General features: G+C 56.6%; 24 protein-coding genes. 10 read left to right on the top strand and 14 right to left on the bottom strand.

Annotation, left to right across the window (positions count from 1 at the left end; all coding sequences use genetic code 11):
* Window positions 1-19 precede the first annotated feature (19 nt).
* Window positions 20-2,215, top strand: a complete 2,196-nt coding sequence (locus O2N63_RS13905) for a heavy metal translocating P-type ATPase (RefSeq protein ID WP_271054887.1) — start codon at window positions 20-22, stop codon at window positions 2,213-2,215.
* A gap of 4 nt (window positions 2,216-2,219) precedes the next feature.
* Window positions 2,220-2,381: a cbb3-type cytochrome oxidase assembly protein CcoS gene (gene ccoS / locus O2N63_RS13900; RefSeq protein ID WP_271054886.1), complete on the top strand. Its 162-nt coding sequence runs from the start codon at window positions 2,220-2,222 to the stop codon at window positions 2,379-2,381.
* Between the two features lie 4 nt (window positions 2,382-2,385).
* On the opposite strand, the gene O2N63_RS13895 is transcribed toward ccoS, so the two are convergent.
* Window positions 2,386-3,000 carry a response regulator transcription factor gene (locus O2N63_RS13895; protein WP_271054885.1) on the bottom strand — a complete coding sequence of 205 codons (615 nt, stop codon included), beginning with the start codon at window positions 2,998-3,000 and terminating at the stop codon, window positions 2,386-2,388.
* Between the two features lie 204 nt (window positions 3,001-3,204).
* Window positions 3,205-3,921 (bottom strand): arylesterase, encoded by a 717-nt coding sequence (locus O2N63_RS13890; protein ID WP_271054884.1) that lies wholly within the window; start codon window positions 3,919-3,921, stop codon window positions 3,205-3,207.
* 24 nt (window positions 3,922-3,945) lie between these two features.
* Between O2N63_RS13890 and O2N63_RS13885 the strand changes: the two genes are divergently transcribed.
* Together O2N63_RS13885 and O2N63_RS13880 are read left to right on the top strand one after the other, a co-directional pair.
* Complete coding sequence (locus tag O2N63_RS13885; protein WP_271054883.1) at window positions 3,946-4,626, top strand: ABC transporter ATP-binding protein; 681 nt, start codon at window positions 3,946-3,948, stop codon at window positions 4,624-4,626.
* The gene (locus O2N63_RS13880; RefSeq protein ID WP_271054882.1) at window positions 4,623-7,148 is read left to right on the top strand and encodes an ABC transporter permease; all 2,526 of its coding nucleotides are present in this window, start codon (window positions 4,623-4,625) and stop codon (window positions 7,146-7,148) included. Before O2N63_RS13885 ends, O2N63_RS13880 begins: the two co-directional genes overlap by 4 nt.
* Before the next feature lie 111 nt (window positions 7,149-7,259).
* On the opposite strand, the gene O2N63_RS13875 is transcribed toward O2N63_RS13880, so the two are convergent.
* The 11 genes from O2N63_RS13875 to O2N63_RS13825 form a co-directional block, all read right to left on the bottom strand.
* Window positions 7,260-7,568, bottom strand: a complete 309-nt coding sequence (locus O2N63_RS13875) for a DUF3052 family protein (RefSeq protein WP_271054881.1) — start codon at window positions 7,566-7,568, stop codon at window positions 7,260-7,262.
* Between the two features lie 364 nt (window positions 7,569-7,932).
* Window positions 7,933-8,058, bottom strand: a complete 126-nt coding sequence (locus tag O2N63_RS13870; protein ID WP_271054880.1) for a hypothetical protein — start codon at window positions 8,056-8,058, stop codon at window positions 7,933-7,935.
* Window positions 8,048-8,215 (bottom strand): hypothetical protein, encoded by a 168-nt coding sequence (locus tag O2N63_RS13865; RefSeq protein ID WP_271054879.1) that lies wholly within the window; start codon window positions 8,213-8,215, stop codon window positions 8,048-8,050. Before O2N63_RS13865 ends, O2N63_RS13870 begins: the two co-directional genes overlap by 11 nt.
* A 160-nt stretch (window positions 8,216-8,375) precedes the next feature.
* Window positions 8,376-9,155 (bottom strand): succinate dehydrogenase iron-sulfur subunit, encoded by a 780-nt coding sequence (locus tag O2N63_RS13860; protein ID WP_271054878.1) that lies wholly within the window; start codon window positions 9,153-9,155, stop codon window positions 8,376-8,378.
* A 12-nt stretch (window positions 9,156-9,167) separates the two neighbouring features.
* The gene (locus tag O2N63_RS13855) at window positions 9,168-10,778 is read right to left on the bottom strand and encodes a sulfotransferase family 2 domain-containing protein (protein WP_271054877.1); all 1,611 of its coding nucleotides are present in this window, start codon (window positions 10,776-10,778) and stop codon (window positions 9,168-9,170) included.
* A 24-nt stretch (window positions 10,779-10,802) separates the two neighbouring features.
* Window positions 10,803-12,608: a succinate dehydrogenase flavoprotein subunit gene (gene sdhA / locus O2N63_RS13850; protein ID WP_271054876.1), complete on the bottom strand. Its 1,806-nt coding sequence runs from the start codon at window positions 12,606-12,608 to the stop codon at window positions 10,803-10,805.
* Between the two features lie 15 nt (window positions 12,609-12,623).
* Entirely contained in the window at window positions 12,624-12,995 is a 372-nt protein-coding gene (sdhD, locus tag O2N63_RS13845) for a succinate dehydrogenase, hydrophobic membrane anchor protein (protein ID WP_271054875.1), read from the bottom strand.
* 10 nt (window positions 12,996-13,005) lie between these two features.
* Window positions 13,006-13,389: a succinate dehydrogenase, cytochrome b556 subunit gene (sdhC, locus tag O2N63_RS13840; protein ID WP_271054874.1), complete on the bottom strand. Its 384-nt coding sequence runs from the start codon at window positions 13,387-13,389 to the stop codon at window positions 13,006-13,008.
* A gap of 297 nt (window positions 13,390-13,686) precedes the next feature.
* Window positions 13,687-14,721 carry a MaoC family dehydratase gene (locus O2N63_RS13835; protein ID WP_271054873.1) on the bottom strand — a complete coding sequence of 345 codons (1,035 nt, stop codon included), beginning with the start codon at window positions 14,719-14,721 and terminating at the stop codon, window positions 13,687-13,689.
* A gap of 22 nt (window positions 14,722-14,743) precedes the next feature.
* Complete coding sequence (locus tag O2N63_RS13830) at window positions 14,744-15,292, bottom strand: NnrU family protein (protein ID WP_271054872.1); 549 nt, start codon at window positions 15,290-15,292, stop codon at window positions 14,744-14,746.
* A gap of 24 nt (window positions 15,293-15,316) precedes the next feature.
* Complete coding sequence (locus O2N63_RS13825; RefSeq protein ID WP_271054871.1) at window positions 15,317-16,165, bottom strand: HpcH/HpaI aldolase/citrate lyase family protein; 849 nt, start codon at window positions 16,163-16,165, stop codon at window positions 15,317-15,319.
* 357 nt (window positions 16,166-16,522) lie between these two features.
* Here O2N63_RS13825 and O2N63_RS13820 point away from each other — a divergent pair, with 357 nt between their 5' ends.
* A complete protein-coding gene (locus O2N63_RS13820; RefSeq protein WP_271054870.1) occupies window positions 16,523-16,843 on the top strand; it encodes a hypothetical protein in 321 nt (106 codons plus the stop codon).
* Window positions 16,844-16,856: 13 nt separating this feature from the next.
* On the opposite strand, the gene O2N63_RS13815 is transcribed toward O2N63_RS13820, so the two are convergent.
* Entirely contained in the window at window positions 16,857-17,615 is a 759-nt protein-coding gene (locus O2N63_RS13815) for a sulfite exporter TauE/SafE family protein (RefSeq protein ID WP_271054869.1), read from the bottom strand.
* Between the two features lie 156 nt (window positions 17,616-17,771).
* On the opposite strand from O2N63_RS13815, the gene mdh reads away from it, so the two are divergent.
* The 5 genes from mdh (at window position 17,772) to odhB (ending at window position 25,756) form a co-directional block, all read left to right on the top strand.
* Window positions 17,772-18,734, top strand: coding sequence for a malate dehydrogenase (gene mdh / locus O2N63_RS13810; RefSeq protein ID WP_271054868.1), 963 nt, complete (start codon window positions 17,772-17,774; stop codon window positions 18,732-18,734).
* A gap of 414 nt (window positions 18,735-19,148) precedes the next feature.
* On the top strand, window positions 19,149-20,342 hold the full coding sequence (gene sucC, locus O2N63_RS13805; RefSeq protein ID WP_271054867.1) for an ADP-forming succinate--CoA ligase subunit beta: 1,194 nt from the start codon (window positions 19,149-19,151) through the stop codon (window positions 20,340-20,342).
* Window positions 20,343-20,346: 4 nt separating this feature from the next.
* Window positions 20,347-21,231 (top strand): succinate--CoA ligase subunit alpha, encoded by an 885-nt coding sequence (sucD, locus tag O2N63_RS13800; RefSeq protein WP_271054866.1) that lies wholly within the window; start codon window positions 20,347-20,349, stop codon window positions 21,229-21,231.
* A 70-nt stretch (window positions 21,232-21,301) separates the two neighbouring features.
* The gene (locus tag O2N63_RS13795; protein WP_271054865.1) at window positions 21,302-24,271 is read left to right on the top strand and encodes a 2-oxoglutarate dehydrogenase E1 component; all 2,970 of its coding nucleotides are present in this window, start codon (window positions 21,302-21,304) and stop codon (window positions 24,269-24,271) included.
* A 3-nt stretch (window positions 24,272-24,274) separates the two neighbouring features.
* Window positions 24,275-25,756: a 2-oxoglutarate dehydrogenase complex dihydrolipoyllysine-residue succinyltransferase gene (odhB, locus tag O2N63_RS13790; RefSeq protein ID WP_271054864.1), complete on the top strand. Its 1,482-nt coding sequence runs from the start codon at window positions 24,275-24,277 to the stop codon at window positions 25,754-25,756.
* Window positions 25,757-25,816: the final 60 nt, after the last annotated feature.

Here is a 25,816-nt window from a genome sequence, read left to right as displayed (position 1 = left end):
GAGCTGATTGAGGTCCGATATGTCCACGCCAATTTCTGCCTGCCCAGCCTGTGATGCCGCCCCTCTTGCTAATGCGCAAGCGGGCAAGGGGCAAGCGGGCAATGGGATGGAAGCAAAGCGCATTTTGCTGTCCCTTCCGCAAATCTATTGCGCAGCCTGTATCGCAGGGGTTGAGGCAGGTTTGGCGACCCAAACCGGCGTGCGTCAGGCAAGGGTGAACCTGACCCTGAAACGCGCCACGGTCGAGGCTGACCCCGAGATCGAGGCCGAGGATCTGGCCGCCTATCTGACGGGTATCGGTTTCGAAGCTTACGAACTTGACCCCAGCCAACTCCGTTCCACGGCCACCGACAAGCAGGGCAAAGACTTGTTGATGCGATTGGGCGTGGCGGGTTTTGCCATGATGAACGTGATGCTCCTGAGTGTTGCCGTCTGGTCAGGCGCGTCTGATGCCACACGTGATCTGTTCCATTGGATTTCCGCTGCCATCGCGATCCCGACCGTGGCTTTCTCAAGCCAGGTCTTCTTCCGCTCAGCGTGGTCCGCGTTGCGGGTCGGGCGGCTTAACATGGATGTGCCAATTTCGCTGGCGATCATTCTGGCTGTGGCGATGTCGATATACGAAACGATGCTGTCAGGTCGACATGCTTATTTCGATGCGGCGTTGTCGCTGACCTTCTTCCTGCTGGCAGGGCGTTACCTTGACTATCGTACCCGTTCTGTTGCGCGCTCTGCGGCGGAGGAGCTTGCAGCCCTCGAAGTTCCACGAGCTGCCCGGGTTACGGATGCAGGTGATGAGCAGGTGGCCGTGTCCGATCTTACCCCCGGTGACATCGTGCGTGTGGTGCCCGGTTCCCGTGTGCCCGTCGATGGGATTGTTCTGACAGGTGAAAGCGAGCTTGATCGCGCCCTTCTGACCGGAGAAAGCCTGCCGGTTGCAGCCGGACCGGATACGATCGTTTCGACTGGCGAAGTTAACCTGACCGGCCCGCTTACCGTGCGGGTGACGGCGGCGGGAAAGGACAGTTCGCTGCATCGCATGGCAGATCTGGTTGCCATCGCGGAAACGGCGCGCAACCGCTATACATCCCTTGCTGACAAGGCCGCTGCCATCTACGCGCCTGTGGTGCATATTCTGGCTTTTGCCGCCTTCCTATTCTGGGTTTGGTATTCAGGCGGTGATTGGCGTATGGCCATGAATATTGCGGTGGCGACGTTGATCATCACATGCCCCTGCGCTCTGGGCCTCGCTGTGCCTGCCGTGACGACTGCGGCATCAGGTACCCTTTTCAAGCAAGGGATGCTTCTGAAATCCGCGACCGCAATGGAACGCCTAGCTGAAGTGGATCATGTGGTATTCGACAAAACCGGGACGCTCACGCAGGGCAAGCCGGTGATGGATGGGATCGACAAGCATCGTGATCAGGATCTTCGGGTCGCGCTTGCGCTGGCAGAAGGCTCTAGCCATCCGCTTGCCGCTTCGCTGACACAGGCGGCCCGTGCCAAAGGGATCACCCCCGCCGAAATCACCAAAGTGTATGAGGTGCCGGGCAAAGGCATCGAAGGCAAATGGGGCGAAAAAACCGTGCGCCTTGGGCGCGCAGAATGGCTGGGTGCCAATGCCGTCGGACAAACTGCCACCTATCTGTCGGTTTCGGGCGCCCGCCCGGTGGCCTTTACCTTTTCTGACAATCTGCGCGAAGGCGTGGAAGAGGCGATTGTCGCGTTGACCGCGCAGGGCATGGGGATCACGCTTGTCTCGGGTGACGTGCCCGCCGCAGTCGGAGAACTGGCGGGTCGTGTGGGCATTTCCGACTGGCATGCCGACAAGCTGCCGGAAGACAAGGCTGAATATGTGGCGCGTCTGGGCAAGTCGGGCAAGAAGGTTCTGATGGTGGGTGACGGGCTGAACGATACCGCCGCACTGGCCGCGGCCCATGTGTCAATCTCACCAGCATCCGCGCTGGAAGCTGCACGGGTGGTGTCAGATATTGTGCTGCTGGGCCAGTCAATGGAGCCGCTGGGGCGCTCGACGGTGCTTGCGAAATCGGCCACCCGGCGGATCAAGGAAAACTTCGGCATTGCAGCGGCTTACAACGCTGTGGCCATTCCGATTGCCTTGATCGGCCTTGCAACGCCGCTTGCCGCCGCCTTGGCCATGTCGCTGTCTTCGATTACAGTCAGCGTGAATGCACTGCGCCTGAAGAAAGGCTGATGTCATGAATGTTCTGGTCTATCTGATCCCGATCTCCCTGCTTTTGGGCGCGGCAGGGCTTGCGGCGTTTTTCTGGACACTGAAGAACGAGCAATACGACGACCCGGATGGCAACAGTCAGAGGATTCTGTCGGATCGGTGGGACGATCAGCCGCCGGAAGAGTGACCCGTTACGCCAGCCCCAGATCGCGTGCAATCAACGCAGCATGGGTCCGGTTTTTTGCCCCCAGTTTGCCCACGATGGATCGCATGTGCATTTTGACGGTCACTTCCTGAATGGAGAACGTGTGGGCAATTTCCTTGTTCTGCATTCCTGTACACAGGCCTTTTAAGACTTGCATCTCACGATCCGACAATTGGGTCAGAGCATCTTTGTCTGCAGAGGTCAGCTCATCGGCAAACACCGATACAAATAGGCCACTGCGCGCAATCTTCAATGCGTTGCTCATATCATCTGGCAGCAGGTTTTGTGCAACGACCCCGTTTGCCCCAGCACGATGTGCGCGCTGAGACAGCTCCAGCGTGCCCCCTCGCAAAACGAGCACCATCGGTGTGTTTGGCAGTTGTTTTGCAAGTTGCCGAACGCCATTCAACCCCGATAGACCGGGCAAGGCGTAGTCCAGCACGACAAGAGCAATTGGGGCCTGACCCCGTGCAGAATCCAACTTGGTTTGGGCGGCTGTGGCGGTTGAAACATGCGTTACCGACAGGTCTGCCACTTCGGAGAATGTAGCAGATATGAGATTGGACAGCGTGGGAGTTTCTGCCGCAAGTAGAATGTTCACAATGAGGCCTGTTACTATGACAAAATCTTTAAAGTATTGGAAATTTTGTCACATGCCTGAACTAAGGCATACCTATCAATAAGGATAGGTGGGTGCCGAATATCCCGTTGAGCAATCGCAAATTGCAAATAAGACGGGTGCGTGAAAGCATTTGGCGCCAAATTGCCATTTCAGCGCCTAACTGTGTAACTGTCCTGAGGGGACCTATTGTGCGGAATCTTCTTGAAGGTCGTTCATGGTGGCCCGCAGGATGACTGGTCCAATCTCCTCCACGATCAGGGCAACCCCCTCGGCCGTTGGGTGAAGCCCGTCCGGTTGCATCAGCGTCTGCATGGCAGTTTGATTGTCGTTCAGGGCCTCCAATGCGCCAAAGAAATTCGGGATGAATGCACTCCCATGCTTCTGTGCCAGTGCAGGGAATGCATCGTCATAGGCTTTCTTCTCAGCGGGTCCGAAATTCAATGATCCGGGCACGCGTACGAGAATGCTGGGTAAGGCGCGCTTGTTCAGCTCGGTCAGGATCGCATCCAGGTTTTTGTGGGTCTCGGTTGGGGGCAGACCACGGAGCATATCGTTGCCACCAAGATTGACCAGAACAATGTCCACGTCATCGCTGAGAGACCAGCCTAGTCGAGCTTTGCCACCCGCTGTGGTATCGCCAGACACGCCGGCATTGATGACGGAAACATCTGCGCCTTGTTCTCTTAGCCAGCCTTCTAGCTGCGGGACCAGTCCTTCACCTTGATTCAGCCCGTATCCGGCTGTCAGGCTATCACCAAGGGCAAGAATGGTTCGTTCTTCTGCGTGCGATATTGCTGGCCAGCACAAAGCGCCCAGCACAGCAGCGGTAAAACCGGTCAAATTGCGTAGGTGGCCCCTCTTGTGCTGCCCGGCGAACACCCCATATCCCTTGAAACTCATTATACTTCTCCCAGTAGGTGCCTTATGTTCGATAATCCACAGAGTGACGTTCTATCCCTGACCAATGCCCAGTTGACTTTGGGCAACAAGGCGGGCCGGATCAACATCCTCAAGGGCATTGATCTGACCGTCAAGAGGGGCGAGACACTTGGGCTGACGGGTCCGTCGGGGTCTGGCAAAAGCTCTCTCCTTATGTTGCTGGGCGGATTGGAACGGGCCACAGGAGGCACGGTTTTCGCACTGGGTCAGGATCTAGGGCGGATGGGCGAGGACCAATTGGCCCGTTTCCGCAGGGACCATATGGGGGTTGTGTTTCAATCTTTCCACCTCATTCCGACCATGACTGCATTGGAGAATGTCGCGACACCTCTGGAACTGGCTGGAATGGCGGATGCGTTCGGGCGTGCCGAAGAGGAATTGGAGGCGGTTGGATTGGGGCTCCGAATGCATCATTACCCCAGTCAGATGTCAGGGGGGGAGCAGCAACGTGTAGCACTTGCACGCGCCGCCGCGCCGCGCCCCGAGATCCTTTTGGCGGATGAACCCACTGGCAATCTTGATGTGGCCACTGGCGAGGCGATCATGAACCTCCTTTTTGGATTGCGTGACCGCCATGGGGCGACGTTGATCATGGTCACACATGCACCCGATCTTGCCGCCCGCTGTGACCGCGTGTTGCAAATCCAGGACGGGGTTCTGGCATGAGCGGCACCTTACGACAGGCCCTGAGGATTGCGCGGCGCGACATGCGCGGCGGGCTACGCGGCTTTCGGATTTTCCTTGCTTGCCTGACACTTGGGGTGGCAGCAATTGCGGCCATCGGCTCTGTGCGTGAAAGCCTGCAACAAGGGCTTGCGTCACAGGGCGCGGTCTTGCTGGGTGGTGATGCCTCTGTGACCTTCACCTATCGTTTTGGAGATGCCGACGAAGAGGCTGTTCTGGCTGAAAGTGCCCAGGCCATGTCGGTCATCGCCGACTTCCGGTCAATGGCTGTGGTCGGGGAAGAGAGAGGTCTCACACAGGTTAAAGCGGTGGATGGGCAATATCCGCTCTATGGGTCAGTCGTGCTGGACCCACCTATCCCATTGGATGCGGCTTTCGTCGGGACGGATGACCTCGCAGGAGCTGTCATGGATGATCTTCTGATTGATCGTCTGGGACTGGCCATTGGCGACGAGTTCCAGCTCGGGGGAACAGCCTTTGTGCTGATGGCAGAGCTGGTCAATGAACCGGACAACGCCACCGGGGGCTTTGGGCTCGGTCCACGAACCTTGGTTTCGCGACACGATCTGGAAGGTACGGGGCTATTGTCGCAAGGCACATTGTTTGACAGCGAATATCGTCTGCGGCTATCGGATGGGACGGACCTTGGGGCAGAAAAACAGCGGGTGATGCGCGTCCTTGAAGAAAAGGGTGCACGCTGGCAGGACGCCCGCAATGGAGCCCCTGGCATCAGCCGCTTTATTGAACGCCTGTCTGCGTTCCTTGTGCTGGTTGGATTGGCCGGACTTGCGGTTGGCGGGGTCGGTATTTCAGCGGCGGTGCGGGCTTATCTGGATGGTAAGACCGAGACAATTGCGATCTTAAGATCGCTTGGAGCTACCAGAAAGCTCATCTTTCTTACATATTTCCTACAAGTTGCGGTTTTGACGTTTATTGGACTGGCGGCAGGGATCACTCTTGGAACTTTGGTTCCCCTGACCCTTGCCCCACTGATTGCAAGTGTCCTTCCGATAGATGCGGCAATCTCGATCTATCCCGGTCCGCTGGCGGAGGCTGCGCTTTACGGCGGATTGGCCTCGCTCTTATTCACCCTCTGGCCGCTTGCACAAACCGAAGATGTGCAACCGGCCGCACTTTTCCGCGATGCGGCACTAGGAGAGGGTCGTCGGCCAAGACCCGTGTTTATTGGTCTTACAGTCTTGGTTCTGATGATTTTGGTTGGTACGGCGACATGGTTGTCTGGAATGACAGAGCTTGCGGTTTGGACATTCATTGGCCTTGCCGGGGCTTTTGTCGCTCTGCTTCTGACTGGATCCGGGGTTCGGCGTTTGTCCCGATGGGTCGGCCATCGGCGTGGACTACAGGGGCGACCAATCCTGCGTATGGCGTTGACTGCCGTTGGCGGGCCGGGGGGCGAGGCAGGCGCTGTGGTTCTGTCTTTGGGGCTTGGCCTGTCCGTGCTTGCCGCTGTGGGACAGATCGACAACAACCTGCGGGGTGCGATTTCTCGTGAATTGCCTGAAGTGGCTCCAAGCTTTTTTGTTGTCGACATTCAACCGGATCAGATCGAGGGTGTGTTGGCGAGGCTTGACGGGGACGACGGGGTGTCGCGTGTCGATACGGCACCGATGTTGCGCGGCGTGATGACCCGCATCAATGATCGGCCAGCGCGCGAGGTTGCGGGCAATCACTGGGTTGTGCAGGGTGATCGGGCCTTGACCTATTCAGACCGACCAACGCGCACCCATGTGGTTGCAGGTGAATGGTGGCCCGAAGAGTATCAGGGGCCGCCGCAAATATCCTTTGCCGCAGAAGAGGCCGAGGAAATGGGGATCGGGATCGGAGATATGGTCACGATGAATATTCTCGGCCGGGATATTACGGGCGAGATCACCAGCCTGCGTGAGGTGGATTTTTCTCAGGCGGGCATGGGATTTGTGTTGACCATGAACCCGGCAGCACTTGCTGGTGCGCCTCACACCTGGCTTGCGACGATCTATGCAGATCACGCGGCAGAGGCGGCAATATTACGTGACATTGGGAAAACCTATCCCAATATTACGCTTATTTCGGTCCGGGATGCGATATCGCGGGTGACGGAAATCATGGGACAGGTGGCGGCTGCAGTGACCTATGGGGCGCTTGCCACGTTGATCACCGGATTTGTGGTTCTGATCGGAGCTGCGGCGGCGGGCGAACGGGCGCGGACCTATGAGGCAGCTGTTCTCAAGACACTTGGTGCAACACGCGCGGAAATCTTGCTGAATTTCGCCCTGAGATCCGCCGTTCTCGGAGCCGCCGCAGGGGTTGTGGCCGTGATCGCTGGTGGTATCGCCGGCTGGGCGGTGACCCATTACATCATGGAAAACGATTTTGCTTTTGAACCTGTCTCGGCCGCTGCCATTGTCACAGGGGGGATCATCGCCACGATCCTCGCGGGGCTGTTCTACGCGTGGCGCCCATTGTCAGTGCGCCCTGCGCGGGTGCTTAGAGCGCGAGATTGAATGCCGCGGGGCACATTCCCGCGCCTTTTCTCCCTTCGGTCGATAGGTTTGGGGGGGGCTCACTGCGTGAGCCTTGCCTCCGGCGGAGGTATTTTGGGCAAGAAAAAAGGCTCAGGGCACGCGGTGGGCGGCGCGGTGTTCCTTGCGGATGACGAGTTTGAGGCCGGACCAGATATCATCCACGGCGCAGACTTTGACATCAACAAGTGTGGTTTTGAGAGCCGCATCGCGGATCACGTCTTCGGTTATATCGGTGGGGACTTTAGACGCCTTTTGGGGCCATGAGATCCAGATCATGCCATCTTTATCGAGGGCGGCGATCAAATGGGGCAATGCGGTTTCAAACGTGGTGCGGTCATCGGTGAACATATGGACCATGTCATAGGCGCCAGTGAGGGTGTCGGGAGTGATGTCCTCCACCGCGATGAAGGCGCGACTGGTGGTCAGGTGGTCCCGTGCCTTGGAGCGGGTAATCTACGCCGCCCGCTGCCCGTCCTTGAGGCCGAGTTTCTTTGCAAGCAGTGTGGTGAAATATCCGGTTAATCCGCCGCCTGCAATCGCTTTCACAAGGCTTTCGAAAAAAGGAGTGTTGCCTTGATCTCTTTTCTCTCCAGGCTCCGAACCCTTTGTTCCGATCCGCATGCACTGTAAACTTTGAGTTGGAGCTGACTTGAAGTGATGCCAGATCACCGCGAGAACTGTTCAATCCCACCAGCCGCAAATCACTGCCTTCGGTACGGATCGCATTGATGGGCCGCAGAATGCACATGAAATAATGGGTGGCCTACGGCGTGCCATCATAGTCTTCGACCAGATCACGGAATGCCTGACTTACGACCCGCCCCGCGTCGCTGGTGTCGTAATCCAGAAGCTCTGAACCTTTTCTAAGTACAAGCCGATCAGGGTACATCTTTTCTGGCACACAAATCCGAAGTTCTCCCCACCAGTTGATTTGGACGCGCCAGGTTTTTCGCCAGCTTTTTTTCCTCTTCCACCAAGGTATAAAGGCTTTCTCGATGCACCCGGTTTCTTTCTTTTTCCAGAAAATCGAGGATCGCAAGCGACATTTCATGCCCATCCTGATCCGGCGTGCTCAGATTGACATAATCTGCAAACCCAATGACCGTAAGCGTCCTGCGACGCGCCCATCTTCTCCCGAACTTTCAGCCATCACAAGAAAAAAGGCCACCCGAAGGCGGCCTTTTTGTGTCTTGGTGTTGTCCCTGATTACAGGTGACGTTCCACCATCATTTTCTTGATCGAGGCAATGGCCTTGGCCGGGTTCAACCCCTTCGGGCAGGTCTTGGCACAGTTCATGATGGTGTGGCAGCGATACAGCTTGAACGGATCTTCCAGATTGTCCAGACGCTCGCCAGTGGCCTCGTCGCGGCTGTCGATCAGCCAGCGATAGGCGTGCAGCAGCGCGGCCGGGCCGAGGTAGCGATCGCCATTCCACCAGTAGCTCGGGCAAGAGGTCGAGCAGCTGGCGCACATCACGCATTCATAGAGACCATCAAGTTTCTTGCGGTCTTCAATCGACTGCTTCCACTCTTTTGCCGGGCGGTTGGTCTTGGTCTCAAGCCACGGCATGATCGACGCGTGCTGGGCGTAGAAATGGGTCAGATCCGGGATCAGGTCTTTCACCACCGGCATATGCGGCAGCGGATAGATCTTCACGTCACCTTTGATCTCATCCATCCCGTAAATACAGGCCAGCGTGTTGATCCCGTCGATGTTCATCGCGCAGGATCCACAGATCCCCTCACGACACGAACGGCGGAAGGTCAGGGTGGGATCAATCTCGTTCTTGATCTTGATCAGAGCGTCCAGAATCATCGGGCCGCATTCGTCCATATTGACGAAATAGCTGTCCACCCGCGGGTTTTCGCCATCATCCGGGTTCCAGCGATAAATCTGGAACTTACGGACGTTGCTGGCACCTTCCGGCTTGGGCCAGGTCTTGCCGACGCGAACGGTCGAGTTCTTGGGGAGCTTGAATTGTACCATCTGGCGTCCTCCTTAAGCGGATTTTTTGGCGCGTTGCAGAACGGAGCGGATCGTCTCATCGATCTGCTTTGCTCGGGCGCTGAAAGTGTGTTTCATCATTTCGGTTCTCGCAAAGTCCTGACGGGATTTGCGGTCATCGTCGGTTTCATTTTCGATTTGTGTGAGTGCTGCCCCGAAATCTTCAATGGATTTGCAGGGGAATACGTGGTTGCGGAACTCGTCGGGTAAGTCTGTGACATCGTCACAGATGACAGGAGCCCCACAGGCCAACGCGTCGAATATGCGGTTTGACAGATATCCGTCATCCCTCATGACAGGGATATGGTCGCATAGAACGGCTTGAGCCGAGCGATACAGATTGCCCAATTCGGTATTCGCGACGAAATCGCTTTTCACGAAGGGGGCGGCATTCGTATTTTCATAGCCGGGTCCGTAGATGCACGGAGAACACTCCGCGTCCAAGGCCATTTTGACAATAGGTCTTAATGGATGCCCAAGCCGCTTTTGATGATTGTTGCCAACAAAGACGACTCCATGCCGGTCCCCATCAGATGGCCACATCGATTTCTCATCAAATGCCTGTAGCATAAGACTGACTTTTGGAGATAAGTCTGAGTTTTTCGTCAATTGCCTGTGTATAGCTGGCGAAGATACCGCAACATGATCGGCGTGATCCATTTCTTCAAGCAGAGCTTTTTCAGCTGAGGGTTTGCGCCCAGGGTAAAGCACCCATATCATGTGTGCTTTGTTGGCATCTGCCTTGTAAATGCCGCTACCGCGCAGAACCAGATCGACATCCGCAAACTCAGGCGCGCGTTGCCATTGGGGTTTGCAGTCAATTCGGACATTGTATCCCAAAGGGGTTAATGCATCGGCAAGGCTTTTTGCATAGTGCCAATCGCCCCATTTCTCGCGATTTCGAACCAGACCGACTGAGGTTTTGATGGCAAGGTTGATGGTTTCACCGATAGTATTTTTGGCTTCATCTTGGGAAGCTGGCACGCGGCCACCGCCTGGAACATAGCCAAAGCGTTGATAATCGACCGCGTAAATTTGATGGATTTTTGCGATTTGTGCGTCGGTGAGTGCAGCCAACTTTGTATTTGTTGGCAGTCTGTGCGGGATATCCATATGCAGAGCTTCAACACCGGCCAAGTTGTCGATATGCTTCAAAACCGTTTCGATCCCGTCTTCGAAGGCAAAGGTTTTTGCATCTTCTGGTACAAGTTCAGATTGAGGTCGGAAATGATTATCGAATTTGGGGCGATTTCTAAACCTTGGGCGCTGCAAGCGATCTAGAAACCGATCAAAATCAGTTTCCGAATCAATGGTCTTTTCGACATCACGCTGAAACAGAAAAGCACTGCGAAGTCGGTCTTCCGGGTGGCGAACCACGGCAAATACATGATCAAAGAAACCGCTGGGGAACAGCTGCTTCAACGCGTCGAGGTGCACATGGTTTGGCGAAGTGACGGTCCATTTCGCCTTGTTGCGACGGTATCTCGTGTCGAGAAAGGCTGGTGGCCCAAAGCGCTTTCTGACATGGGCTTCGACCGATGTGCCAGCACAACGCGGCACATGGGCGAAGAATATAATCTTGTCAGAACTGCGAAAAATCGCCATCGGCTTTGGGCCTCTCAATCCGCCTTAGAACGTCCGCGCCTTGGGCGCGATTTTCTTCAGTGCGATGCCGCCTTCGTCTTCATTTGTCAGCGGATCGGTGACGACCGGTCGGTAGCTCAGATCAACCTTATTGCCTTCGACACGGCTGACAGTGTGGACACGCCACTTGTCGTCATCGCGGGTCGGGAAGTCCTCATGCGCGTGCGCGCCGCGGCTTTCCTCGCGTGCTTCGGCCCCATGAATGGTGGCCAGCGCGTTTGGCATCAGGTTGGTCAGTTCCAGCGTTTCCATCAGGTCCGAGTTCCAGACCAGCGAACGGTCGGTCACAGCCAGATCGTCCATCTTGGCCGCAACTGCGGTCATCTTCTCAACGCCTTCCTTCATGGTCTTGGCGGTGCGGAAGACGGCGGCGTCGGCCTGCATGGTCTTCTGCATCTCAAGACGCAATTCAGCGGTCGAGACATTGCCTTTGGCGTGGCGCAGCCCGTCGAGGCGGTCAAACGCCTTGTCGACGGAAGGCTGGTTCAGAACCGGATTGGCGCTGTCCTTATCGACAACTTTACCTGCACGGATTGCAGCGGCGCGGCCAAAGACCACAAGGTCGATCAGCGAGTTTGACCCCAGACGGTTTGCACCGTGCACAGAAGCACAGCCCGCTTCACCCACGGCCATCAGGCCCGGAACCACGGCGGTCGGGTCGTCTTTGGTCGGGTTCAGCACTTCACCCCAATAGTTGGTCGGAATGCCGCCCATATTGTAGTGAACCGTCGGCAGAACCGGGATCGGCTCTTTGGTCACATCGACACCGGCAAAGATCTTGGCGCTTTCCGAAATGCCTGGCAGGCGTTCGGCCAGAGCCTCGGCGGGCAAGTGATCGAGATGCAGGAAGATGTGATCGCCATCTTTACCTACACCGCGGCCTTCACGGATCTCCATGGTCATCGAGCGCGAGACATAGTCGCGTGGGGCGAGGTCTTTGTACTGGGGCGCATAACGCTCCATGAACCGTTCGCCTTCGCTGTTCACGAGATAGCCACCTTCACCACGGGCGCCTTCGGTGATCAGACAGCCAGAGCCGTAGATGCCGGTTGGGTGGAATTGCACGAATTCCATGTCCTGAAGCGCAAGGCCAGCGCGGGCCACCATGCCGCCACCGTCACCGGTGCAGGTATGGGCAGACGTGGCTGAGAAATAGGCGCGACCATAACCGCCGGTGGCCAGAACCACCATCTTGGCGTTGAACACATGCATGGTGCCATCGTCGAGCTTCCAACAGACCACGCCCTGACACTCGCCATCTTCCGACATGATCAGGTCAACGGCGAAATACTCGATGTAGAACTCGGCATTGTTCTTGACCGATTGGCCATAAAGCGTGTGCAGGATCGCGTGACCAGTTCGGTCAGCTGCGGCACAGGTGCGTTGCACGGGCGGGCCTTCACCAAATTCGGTGGTGTGGCCGCCAAACGGGCGCTGATAGATTTTGCCTTCTTCGGTACGCGAGAAGGGCACGCCGTAGTGCTCAAGCTCATAAACCGCCTTGGGCGCTTCACGGGCCAGATATTCCATCGCATCGGTGTCGCCCAGCCAGTCCGAGCCTTTCACCGTGTCATACATGTGCCACTGCCAGTTGTCCGGGCCCATGTTGGACAGGGACGCGGCGATGCCACCCTGTGCGGCCACAGTGTGCGAGCGGGTCGGGAACACTTTAGTCACACAAGCTGTGCGCAGACCCTGTTCGGCCATGCCAAGCGTCGCGCGCAGACCAGCGCCACCGGCACCGACCACGACCACGTCATATTCGTGGGTTTCGTATTCGTAAGCTGCCATTGGGGTGCTCCGATCTTAGAAGGCAATGCGGCCAAGGCCATAAAGGGCCGTGGCGATGATGGTGTAGGAAATGGCGGTACAGACCACCACCAGCACTTTTTTGGTCACACCGCGCGAGTAATCCTCGATCACGACCTGAATGCCATGACGGAAGTGGACCATGGCGGTCACGATGGTCATCGCGGCGATGATGGCGGGGAAGGGGCGTTGATAATAGGCAATTGCTTCGTCATAGCTCATGCCCAGAGCATGCCCAAAGGTCAGTGCGAAAAGCGGCATCAACGCCAGAAGGCCGAGGGCGGAAATGGCTTGCCCCCAGAAATGCTCAGTGCCGGAGCCGGACGATCCTTTGCCCACGGCGCGTTTGCGGTCGGTCAGAAACTGCATGTCAGGCTCCTTAAATGATCAGGGCGACGAGGATCGCCAGCACTACCGAGCCACCGATCACGGCAAGGCCCATTTTCTCGGCGGTTTCGACCTCAAGGCCGATGCCGATGTCCCACATCAGGTGGCGCAGGCCGGACAGGGCGTGATAGCAGAGCGCCCAGAGCGCCATGAACATGACCAGATCCCCGATGAACGAGGTCATCAGACCGTTCACGAAATCATAATAGTCCGGTCCCATTGCGGCTGAGAAAAACCACCAGGCCACCAACACGGCGCCACCCAAAAGCGCCACACCAGTGATGCGCGCCATGATGGAGGTGATGGAGGTCAGCTGCGGACGGTAGATCTGCAAGTGCGGGGAAAGAGGGCGTTTGCCTCTGTTCACATCGGCCATGGCGGCCTCCTCTTGTCTGTTTCGACTACAAGATGTTTCGCGACCAATTTGACGGGCAATTCGATTTCGAAACGCTTTAGCGACAGGAATAGCCTCTTTTGCGGCGCAGAGTCACCCGTTGACAGGGTATAAAAATGCGTAATTTGCGCTAACAGATGCGAAAAAACGACTGCGTGATCACAAAAATTAAATACGTGATCACAAAATGAGTGCGATAATGCCTGAGAGAAAGACTGGGTCATGCATACCGTTGCACACTGAAAGCCCTGCCCCGAAACTTCGGTGCAGGGCAGGTTCTTACATCGGTATCAGTGCCCAATAGTCGAGATCCAGCATCACGTCTGGAAGGTATTTTCCATCGTCACCCTTCAAGGCGAACTCATCTGCTCCGTGCTTCACGGCGACAAGGCGCAAGCGAATGGCACCTACTCCGGGAACGCCGGTATCCGCTTTGTCGAGAACCTCAGACCATGCGCGGATCGTGTCACCCGAGAAGCAGGGGTTGGCATGCGCGCCGCCATTCAGGCCCACAATCATCTGCGCATTGGCTAGCCCGTTGAACGACAGGGCACGCGCCATCGAGATGACGTGACCACCATAGATCAGGCGCTGCCCATCGGGGCGGAAGGTTGCATCGAAATGCACTTTGGCCGTGTTTTGCCACAGGCGGGTCGCCATCATGTGCTCTGCTTCTTCCACGGTCACACCGTCGACGTGATCGATCTTTTCGCCGATCTCATAGTCGCCCCAGCGATGAGGTTCGCCTGCGAGGGTGAAATCGTAGTCCTCGAAAGTCAGCCCTTCGGGGATCACCAAATCTTCGACATCCAGAGTGGATTTCAGATCGGGGATCATGGTTTCCGGGGCCGGGGCGTCGAGGTTGTTCTTACGCACCATCACCCAGCGCACATATTCCAGAACGGCTTCACCTGTCTGGTTGAAGCCAACCGTATGCACCCAGACCACGCCGGATTTGCCGTTCGAGTTCTGTTTAAGCCCAATTACCTTTGAAACCGAACGCAGGGTGTCCCCCGGATACACCGGTTTCAGCCAGCGCCCTTCGGCATAGCCGAGATTTGCCACCGCGTTCAGTGAGATATCCGGGACGGTTTTCCCAAAGACAACGTGAAACGCGATCAGGTCGTCGAGGGGTGATCCTTCCAAGCCGCACGCCCCGGCAAACTCATCCGAGGAATACAGCGCATGGCGTGCCGGGTAGAGTGCATGATACAGCGCGCGCTCGCCTTCAGCGACGGTGCGCGGTACGGCATGTTCGATCACATCGCCAAGTTTGTAGTCTTCAAAGAAGCGGCCCGGGTTGGTTTTGGCCATCTTTCATCTCCTAGATTAAAGGTCACGCCCCAAAGGGCGAAGGGCCGATCAGCCCGTGAATATATCCGATCACCGCCAGCAGCACGAGTGAAGCGACAAGGAACATGGCGTCCTTGGCAATCGCGCCCTTCGGGTTCGGGGTCCAGTCTGGTTCGGCTGCGTTGATTACCTTCATCTCGGCTACGGCCCAGACGGTCAGCCCGCCAAACAGCACATACGACGCGGTGTCTGGGTTCACCATCATATGCGCCACGGCCCAAACGATCATCCCGGTCAGCATCGGGTGACGCATCTTGTAAAAGAACGCGCCTTTCGACGGGCCCGGGCTCATCAAGTAGATGGCGATCAAAACAGCGAGATTGTTGATGTGTTTGAAAAATGGCGGATAAGCAAAGAGGTCATTGCTTTCCGCCATCGTGTATCCGATCACCATCACGACCACGCCAGCGAAAATCAACGCTGCCGACACACCCTTTGCCTTTTCGCCCATCGCGGTATGACGATCGGGTAAAGCGCGTTTCCAGAAGTGGCCGGCATACCAGAGGGCAAGGCCGAGAATGAGGATAGTCATTGGGGGATCTCCGTCGCTGGGGCCTTAGCTTTCCAGCGCTTTGATCGCTTCGGCTTTGGCAAGAATACCTTTTGCCGTCACAACATGCAGGTTTTCGACGATTTTACCATCCACAACCGCGACCCCCTGGCCGGATGCCTCGGCCTCTTCAAAGGCTGCAATCTGACGTTGGGCGAGGTCAATCTCGGCGTCTGACGGGGCAAAGGCAGCGTTGGCGACCGCCAGCTGAGCCGGGTGGATCAGTGTTTTACCATCCATGCCCATGTCTCGGCCCTGATCGCATTCGTATTTCAGACCCTCTTCATCTTTAAATGCGTTATAGACACCATCCACAATCACCACGTCATGCGCTTTGGCAGCAATCAGGCACATATGCAGCCCGCCCATCATTGGCAGGCGGTCAGCACGGAATCGGGTGTTCAACTCTTTGGCCAAATCATTTGTGCCCATCACAAAACCCTTGAGGCGCGGGTGGGCGGCAATCTCTGCGGCGTTCAACATCCCCAGCGGAGTTTCCATCATCGCCCAGAGATCCACATCCGGGATCAGCGTGGCGAGTTCATCAAGCTGTGCGGCCGACCCGACTTTCGGCATTAGGATGGCGTCGATGTCAGCGCCAATCATTGCTGCCACGTCGTCCTTGCCCCATTCGGTATCAAACCCGTTGATCCGCACGATCTTGGCGCGGTTTCCGTAACCGCCTTTGTCAAGTTCGGCGCGCAACGTCGCGCGGGCTTCTACTTTGGCGTCTGGTGCTACGGCGTCTTCGAGATCAAAGATGATCGCATCGCAGGCCAGCCCACGTGCCTTTTCCAAAGCACGCTCTTTCGAGCCGGGGATGTAGAGGACGGACCGGTAGGGACGTTGAGACATGATTCTGGTTCTCCGCAATATTCTTGCGCACAGCATCGCGATTGCGCAGCATTTCGCAAGGGTAGATTTGCTGCGATGCAGAAATTTTTACTTACGAAGTGGTGAAATCAGACTTTTTGTTAACCAGTTCACCAATTCGACGCGATGCGGAACGCCAAATTAACCAGTTCTTCGGTCTTGAGGCGCAAGCTTGTTCCATCTGCCGAGTGACGGGAGGGCCCGCGAATGGCCACCGAAACATGCGACGCAATCGTAATGTGAAACGGGAATCAACTCGGCACCTATCGAACTGGGGATGGCGTGCCTCCGTTATGCGGATGGCCCGGTGCGGCACCCCTTGTAAGAAAGGGAAGACCCATGAAACAGCAGATCCTTGCCCTTGGGCTGGTCACTGGCGCCGTGCTTTTTACGGTAGAAAGCGCCTTTGCACAAAGTCGCAAGTGTGCCCCTCGCACTACGATTGTGGAACGTCTGGCGGAGACCTACGGCGAAACGCGCCAGTCAATCGGGTTGGCGACAAATAATACCGTGGTTGAGGTGTTCGCCTCAGCAGACAGCGGAACCTGGACCATCACAGTGACCAATCCGCAAGGGGTGACCTGTCTTGTCGCAGCTGGCCGCAGTTTTGAAACGCTGAACGAAGCCCCAACCCCGGCATCACTGGGAGAACCTACGTGACAAGAAGGGCAGATCAGGTCAGCCCTTCCCAGATCAGTTTGGAGCCGGTGATCAGCAAAAACGCGTAGGTCAGCATAAAAAATGCGCGTTCATTGACCACGTGGTGCAGTTTGACCCCCATCCAAATGCCGATAATGGCCACAGGAGCCAGATAAATATTGGCGACGAGGGATTGTGTGCTGAAAATACCCAGAAACGTATAGGGGATGAATTTCATCCCGTTGATGGCCCAGAAGACGATCACTGTCGTGGCCTGAAAACTCAGCTTGTCCAGGTGCCGGGACAAGAGGAATACCGCAGCTGGTGGCCCCCCCGCATGGCTGATGAAACTGGTCAGGCCAGCCATTGATCCCCAAATATGCCCGCCTGTTTCGCCCATCGGTTTGGATGAAGGCCGCAGCCAGCCCAAACTTTTCGCGAGCTGATAGGCGACGAACCCCACGGCAATCAATCCGATCAACACGCGAAACAGATCTGGATCTGCAAGCTTGTACAGCAAGCTGCCAGCCACAACGCCGGGGATCGCGCCAATGATCAGGGCTTTGGCGGATGCTCCATCCCACTTTCCCCAGTAGGGGCGCAAAGCCGTCACATCCATTAGCATCAGCAATGGCAACATCAGCCCAATTGCGGCGCCCGGCTCAAGAATCAGCGCCAGCAACGGTGTGGCTGCAAACGCCGCCCCAGAGCCAAATCCACCCTTGGATATCCCGGCAAACAGGACCGCTGGGATCGCAAAGGCAAAGAATGTGAAGTCGAGAATTTCGGGCATCAGATCGTTGCAAACCACATGTTTTTTGCTGCTTTAGCGCTATCGTTCCCGTACGCATTTCGCAAGCAGTGATTAATGCCGCGTTGCAGCGCTCTTGCGTGAATGCGACATTGCGACTAGGCATGGCGACAAATTCAATGGATGGAGATCATACTCATGGCACGACCCAAAATCGCTCTCATCGGTTCGGGAATGATCGGTGGCACTCTTGCACACCTGGCAGCCCTGAAGGAAATGGGCGACGTTGTCCTTTTCGATATTGCTGATGGTATTCCGCAGGGCAAGGCTCTGGATATTGCTGAAAGTGGCCCGGTTGAAGGGTTCGACGCAGCCCTGTCCGGCACCACCGATTACGCAGATATCGCAGGCGCGGACGTTTGCATCGTAACCGCCGGTGTGCCGCGCAAACCGGGCATGTCGCGTGATGACCTGCTGGGCATCAACCTGAAAGTTATGAAATCGGTTGGTGAAGGCATCGCAGCCCACGCACCGAACGCATTTGTGATCTGTATCACCAACCCGCTGGATGCCATGGTTTGGGCGCTGCGCGAATTCTCGGGCCTGCCACACAACAAAGTTGTTGGTATGGCCGGCGTGCTTGACTCGGCTCGCTTCCGTCACTTCCTGTCGGTCGAATTTGACGTATCCATGCGCGACGTGACCGCATTTGTTCTGGGTGGCCACGGTGACACGATGGTGCCGCTGACCCGTTACTCGACCGTTGGCGGCATCCCGCTGCCGGATCTGGTGGACATGGGTTGGACCAGCCAGGAAAAACTGGACGCGATTGTTCAGCGCACCCGTGACGGTGGTGCCGAGATCGTTGGCCTCTTGAAAACCGGTTCTGCCTACTATGCTCCGGCGGCTTCGGCCATCGAGATGGCGCAGGCATATCTGAACGACCAAAAACGCCTGCTGCCTTGTGCGGCATATGTTGACGGGGCCTTTGGTCTCGACGGCTTCTATGTGGGCGTGCCCACCGTGATCGGTGCCAACGGTATCGAGAAAGTTGTCGACATCAAGCTGTCGAAAGACGAGCAAGCCATGTTCGACAAGTCGGTTGACGCCGTGAAGGGCCTGGTCGCTGCCTGTAAGGAAATCGATCCTTCGCTTGCGTGATTGCAGCCTAAGAGAATTTGAGTCCCGCCAGCTTTGGCGGGGCTTTTTTATTGCCCAGTCGCTAGAGGGATCAGGCGTCAGAAGCACAGTCGCATGCCTGAAAAAAACAAGATGAGTTTTCTGCTTGATTATATGCTCTTCAGGCACATCATCCTAGAAAATCAGGCCAGATCCGTCTTCTCCTATGGTGAGCTAAACTTGCCCCCATCTAAAGCAATATACTTGGGGGTATGAAAAAATACACCTCCGATTCTGATCTTTCACACATTTTGTGATCACACTATTTTAAGCTGTGATCACAAAATCCAGAAAGTTAGCGCAAAACCCCCCATTTCCACAAAAAGTGCTTCGGCATGCTCCTTCACCTGTGCATGTTGTCCGGGAACCACTGGACCAACTGGATAGGATGATTTCATGAACATTCATGAATACCAGGCGAAGGCCCTTCTGAAATCCTACGGTGCCCCCGTTTCTGAGGGCCGCGCCGTATTGAAAGCAGAAGACGCCAAGACCGCCGCAGGTGAACTCGATGGCCCCCTTTGGGTGGTGAAAGCACAAATTCACGCAGGTGGACGCGGCAAAGGCTCCTTCAAAGAGGCTGACGCTGGCGAAAAAGGCGGTGTGCGTTTGACCAAATCGGTTGAAGAAGCCGCTGAAGAAGCCAAAAAGATGCTGGGTCGCACCCTAGTGACCCACCAGACCGGCCCGGCTGGCAAGCAAGTCAACCGCATCTATATCGAAGCCGGTTCCGGCATCGAGCGTGAACTTTACCTCGCTCTGCTGGTCGACCGTCAGACCTCGCGCATCTCGTTTGTTTGCTCGACTGAGGGCGGGATGGACATTGAAGAAGTGGCCGCTGCGACCCCTGAGAAAATTCTCTCTTTCTCGGTGGATCCGGCCACGGGTTACCAAGGTTTCCACGGTCGTCGCATCGCATTTGCTCTGGGCCTCGAAGGCGTACAGATCAAACAGTGTGTGAAACTGATGGGCCAGCTCTACAAAGCTTTCGTTGAGAAAGACATGGAGATGCTGGAGATCAACCCGCTGATCGTGGCCGACAACGGCGACCTGAAAGTGCTCGACGCCAAAGTTGGCTTTGACGGCAACGCCGTATATCGCCATCAGGATATTGCCGCCCTGCGCGATGAGACCGAAGAAGACCCGAAAGAGCTGGAAGCGTCGAAATACGACCTGAACTACATCGCTCTGGACGGTGAAATCGGCTGCATGGTGAACGGTGCTGGTCTGGCAATGGCCACCATGGACATCATCAAGCTTTACGGCGCAGAACCGGCCAACTTCCTCGACGTAGGTGGCGGCGCCACCAAAGAGAAAGTGACCGAAGCGTTCAAGATCATCACCTCGGACCCTAATGTGAAGGGCATCCTTGTGAACATCTTCGGCGGCATCATGCGCTGTGACGTGATCGCCGAGGGCGTGGTTGCGGCTGTGAAAGAAGTGGGCCTACAGGTTCCGCTGGTTGTGCGTCTGGAAGGCACCAATGTGGAAGCCGGTAAAGACATCATCAACAACTCCGACGTTGATGTGATCGCTGCCGACAACCTGTCGGACGGTGCAGAGAAAATCGTGAAAGCGGTGAAAGGCTAAGACAATGGCAGTTCTTATTGACGAAAACACCAAGGTCATCTGTCAGGGCTTCACCGGCTCGCAGGGTACCTTCCACTCGGAACAGGCGATTGCCTATGGCACCAAAATGGTCGGCGGCGTGACCCCGGGCAAAGGTGGCATGGAGCATCTGAACCTTCCGGTCTTCAACTCGGTTCATGAGGCGAAAGCCAAGACCGAGGCAAATGCTTCCGTGATCTACGTGCCGCCGCCCTTCGCCGCGGATTCGATCCTCGAAGCCATCGACGCCGAGATGGAGCTGATTGTCTGCATCACCGAAGGTATTCCGGTACTGGACATGATGGGCGTGCAGCGCGCGCTTGAAGGCAGCAAAAGCCGCCTGATCGGCCCGAACTGCCCCGGCGTGATCACTCCGGACGCTTGTAAAATCGGCATCATGCCCGGCCACATCCACAAACGTGGTTCGGTTGGCGTTGTGTCCCGCTCGGGCACGCTGACCTATGAGGCTGTGAAGCAGACGTCGGATATCGGTCTGGGCCAGTCAACCGCTGTTGGTATTGGTGGCGACCCCATCAAAGGCACCGAGCATATCGACGTGCTGGACATGTTCCTCGACGACGACGAAACCCAATCGATCATCATGATCGGTGAAATCGGTGGATCGGCTGAAGAAGAAGCCGCTGAGTTCCTGGCCGAACAGAAGAAAAAAGGCCGCTGGAAGCCGGTTGCTGGTTTCATCGCTGGCCGTACCGCCCCTCCCGGCCGTCGTATGGGCCACGCTGGTGCAATTGTCGCCGGTGGCAAAGGTGGCGCCGAGGACAAGATCGAAGCCATGCGTGCAGCTGGCATCGTGGTTGCCGATAGCCCCGCCACATTGGGCGAGGCTGTTCTGGAAGCCATTGGCAAGTAATTAAGAGATCCGCAGGCGTCCGGTATGGTCTGGGCGCCTGCATTCCAAATTTTAGTTGAGACCGACCCCCATGACGGATCAAAGCCCCAACGACATCTTCCATGCTTCGAGCTTTATGCAAGGCCACAATGCCGAGTATCTCGAACAGCTTTACGCACAATATGCCAAAGACCCATCGGCGGTCGACGCAGCCTGGGCTGCGTTTTTTGCCGAAATGGGCGACGATGGTAATGACGCGATTGCCGAGGCCGAAGGGCCCAGCTGGTCGCGAACTGACTGGCCACCGCAGCCCGGCGGTGATCTGGTGCACAGCCTTGATGGCATGTGGCCGGATGAGGAAGCCGCTAAGGAAGGTAAGGCCGCTGGCAAGAAGATTGTCGAGAAGGCCGTTGAAAAAGGTGTGAAGGTCTCGGATGAGGCGATCAAGCAGGCGGTTCTGGATTCAATCCGCGCCCTGATGATCATCCGTGCTTATCGGATCCGCGGTCACCTGGCGGCTGATCTTGATCCGCTGGGGACGCGAGAACATTCAAATCACCCCGAGCTGAACCCGGCCTCCTATGGGTTCTCTGATGCCGACATGGATCGTCCGATCTTTATCGACAATGTGTTGGGGCTTGAAATTGCTTCGATGCGCCAGATTGTCGACATCGTGAAACGCACCTACTGCGGCACGTTTGCACTGCAATTCATGCATATTTCCAACCCGGAAGAGAGCTCTTGGCTGAAAGAACGCATCGAGGGTCTGGGCAAGGAAATCCAGTTTACCCGTGAAGGGCGCAAGGCGATCCTGAATAAGCTGGTCGAGGCCGAAGGCTTTGAGAAGTTCTTGCATGTGAAATATATGGGCACCAAGCGGTTCGGCCTTGATGGCGGTGAAGCGTTGATCCCTGCAATGGAGCAGATCATCAAGCGTGGTGGCGCACTTGGCGTGAAGGATGTCATCATTGGCATGCCACACCGTGGGCGCCTCTCGGTGCTCGCCAATGTGATGCAAAAGCCTTACAAGGCGATCTTCAATGAATTCCAGGGCGGGAGCTTCAAGCCGCAGGACGTGGATGGTTCGGGGGATGTGAAATACCACCTTGGCGCCAGCTCGGATCGCGAATTTGATGGCAATAATGTACACCTCAGCCTGACCGCCAACCCCTCGCACCTTGAGGCGGTGAATCCGGTGGTTCTGGGCAAGGCCCGCGCCAAACAGGAACAGCTTGGTGATCAGGACCGGATGCAGGTTCTTCCGATCCTTCTGCACGGCGATGCCGCCTTTGCGGGCCAAGGTGTTGTGGCGGAATGTTTCGGCCTGTCGGGTCTGGTCGGTCACAAGACCGGTGGGACAATGCACATCGTGGTGAACAACCAGATCGGTTTCACCACCGCGCCGCATTTCTCGCGTTCTTCGCCTTATCCGACCGATATCGCCCTGATGGTGGAAGCTCCGATTTTCCACGTGAACGGTGATGACCCCGAGGCGGTTGTACATGCTGCGAAAGTGGCAACAGAATTTCGCCAGAAATTCCACAAAGACGTTGTGCTCGACATCTTCTGCTATCGCCGGTTTGGTCACAACGAGGGCGATGAGCCCATGTTCACCAACCCGATCATGTACAAAAAGATCAAAAAGCATCAGACCACGTTGCAGATCTACACTGATCGTCTGGTAAACGAAGGCCTGATCCCGGCAGGCGAAATCGAAGACATGAAGGCCTCTTTCCAGGCTTATATGAACGACGAATTCGAAGCGGGTAAGGAATACAAGCCGAACAAAGCGGACTGGCTTGATGGCCGCTGGTCGCATCTTGATACGAAAGATGACGAATATCAGCGAGGCCAAACGGCAATCAAGGAAGAGACGTTTGTCGAGGTGGGTAAGGCGCTGGTTAAAGCACCGGATGGCTACCCGCTGCACAAGACGGTTGGTCGTCTTCTGGATGCCAAATCCAAGATGTTTGAGACCGGCAAGGGCTTCGACTGGGCAACTGCGGAAGCACTGGCTTTCGGCTCGCTTCTGACCGAAGGTTTCCCGGTTCGTCTGGCGGGGCAGGACTGTACCCGCGGTACCTTCTCGCAGCGTCACTCGGGTCTTATCAACCAGGACAATGAAGAGCGCTACTACCCGCTGAACAACATCCGCGAGGGTCAGGCACATTATGAAGTCATCGACTCTTCGCTGTCCGAATATGCGGTGCTTGGGTTCGAATATGGCTATTCGCTAGCGGAACCAAATGCATTGGTGATGTGGGAAGCTCAGTTTGGCGACTTTGCCAACGGCGCCCAGATCATGTTCGACCAGTTCATCTCGTCGGGTGAATCGAAATGGTTGCGCATGTCAGGCCTGACCGTTCTTCTGCCACACGGCTTTGAAGGGCAGGGTCCAGAGCACAGCTCGGCCCGTCTGGAGCGCTTTTTGCAGATGTGTGGTGGGGACAACTGGATCGTGGCAAATTGCTCGACCCCGGCCAACTATTTCCACATCCTGCGCCGCCAGATGCATCGCGACTATCGTAAACCGCTGATCCTGATGACGCCGAAATCGCTTTTGCGCCACAAAATGTGTGTCTCGAATGCCGAAGACTTCACCGAAGGGTCGTCGTTCCACCGCGTTCTTTGGGATGACGCGCAGAAAGGCAATTCGGACACCAAGCTGGTGAAGGATGACAAGATCAAACGCGTCGTCCTGTGTTCGGGCAAGGTCTACTACGACTTGCTGGAAGAACGCGACAAGCGCGGCATCAATGACATCTATCTGATGCGTCTTGAACAGTTCTATCCGTTCCCGGCCATGTCCATGGTCCGCGAGATGGAGCGTTTCAAGAACGCCGAGATCGTCTGGTGTCAGGAAGAGCCGAAGAACCAGGGCTCCTGGTCTTTCGTCGAACCCAACATCGAATGGGTGCAGACGCGCATCGGCGCCAAGCACACCCGCCCGATTTACGCAGGCCGTCCGGCCTCGGCCTCGCCCGCTACGGGTCTGGCCTCTATGCACAAAGCACAACAGGAAGCGCTGGTGAACGACGCGCTGAACATGGAAGGGAAGTAACCCATGAGCATCGAAGTACGTGTACCCACCCTGGGCGAGAGCGTGACGGAAGCCACTGTTGCCACGTGGTTCAAGAAACCAGGCGACAGCGTCGCTGCAGACGAAATGCTCTGCGAATTGGAAACCGACAAGGTAACGGTTGAAGTGCCCGCACCTTCCGCTGGTGTTCTGGGCGAGATTGTCGCCGCTGAAGGTGTGACCGTTGGCGTTGATGCGCTTTTGGCGACCATCGGTGAAGGCGCCGGTACGGCTGCCGCTCCAGCGGCGGCGCCTGCTGCAACTTCGGCTGCTGCGGCGTCTGTAGATGTTATGGTGCCAAGCCTTGGTGAAAGCGTGACCGAGGCCACCGTGGCCAGCTGGTTCAAGCAGGTTGGAGACACGGTCGCCGCCGACGAAATGCTCTGCGAGTTGGAAACCGACAAAGTGTCAGTAGAAGTTCCAGCGCCCGCCGCTGGCGTTCTGACCGAGATTGTTGCCCCTGAAGGCACCACTGTGGATGCCACTGCAAAGCTCGCCGTGATCGGTGGTGCTGGCGCCGTGGCTGCTCCTACTGCTGCCCAAAATCCGGCTGCAGCGGTGGCTTCGGGCAAGGACGTGGAAGATGCGCCATCCGCCAAGGTGATGATGGCACAGGCAGGTATGGCCGAAGGGACCGTTCAGGGGACCGGGCGTGATGGTCGTGTGATGAAACACGACGTACAGGCTGCAATGGCTGCCCCCAAACCAGCCGCTGCTCCGGCTCCGGCACCGATCCCTGCCGCCGCCAAAGCCCCTGCTGACAATGCCGGTCGCGAAGAGCGTGTCAAGATGACCCGCCTGCGTCAGACCATCGCCAAGCGTCTGAAAGACAGCCAGAACACTGCGGCCATGCTCACCACCTATAACGAGGTGGACATGACCGAGACCATGGCGCTGCGCAAGGAATACAAGGACCTCTTTGAGAAGAAGCACGGTGTGCGTCTTGGCTTCATGTCCTTCTTCACCAAGGCGTGCTGCCATGCGCTGAAGGAAGTGCCGGAAGTGAATGCCGAGATCGATGGCACCGACATCGTTTACAAGAACTACGTGAACATGGGGATCGCCGCTGGCACCCCCACCGGTCTTGTGGTTCCGGTGATCAATGATGCCGACAGCATGTCCTTCGCTACAATCGAGAAAGCCATCGCTGAAAAGGGCCGCAAAGCCCGTGACGGCAAGCTGTCGATGGACGAAATGCAAGGCGGCACCTTCACCATCTCGAACGGTGGCGTCTACGGCTCGCTGATGTCCTCGCCGATCCTGAACCCACCGCAATCGGGTATCCTTGGCATGCACAAGATCCAAGACCGCCCGATGGCCATCAACGGCCAGGTTGTGATCCGTCCGATGATGTATCTGGCGCTGTCCTATGACCACCGGATCGTCGACGGCAAAGGCGCTGTGACCTTCCTTGTGCGCGTGAAAGAGGCGCTGGAAGATCCGCGTCGCCTTTTAATGGACCTGTAACGCATTCATGGCCCGGAGAACTTCTCCGGGCCTTATTTTCTGGTCAGGAGTATCATGGGG

Source organism: Aliiroseovarius salicola (assembly GCF_027891095.1).
GTDB classification, from domain to species: Bacteria; Pseudomonadota; Alphaproteobacteria; order Rhodobacterales; family Rhodobacteraceae; genus Aliiroseovarius; species Aliiroseovarius salicola.
Note: the sequence above shows the minus strand (reverse complement) of the source record. Positions and strands in the feature narration are given on the sequence as shown.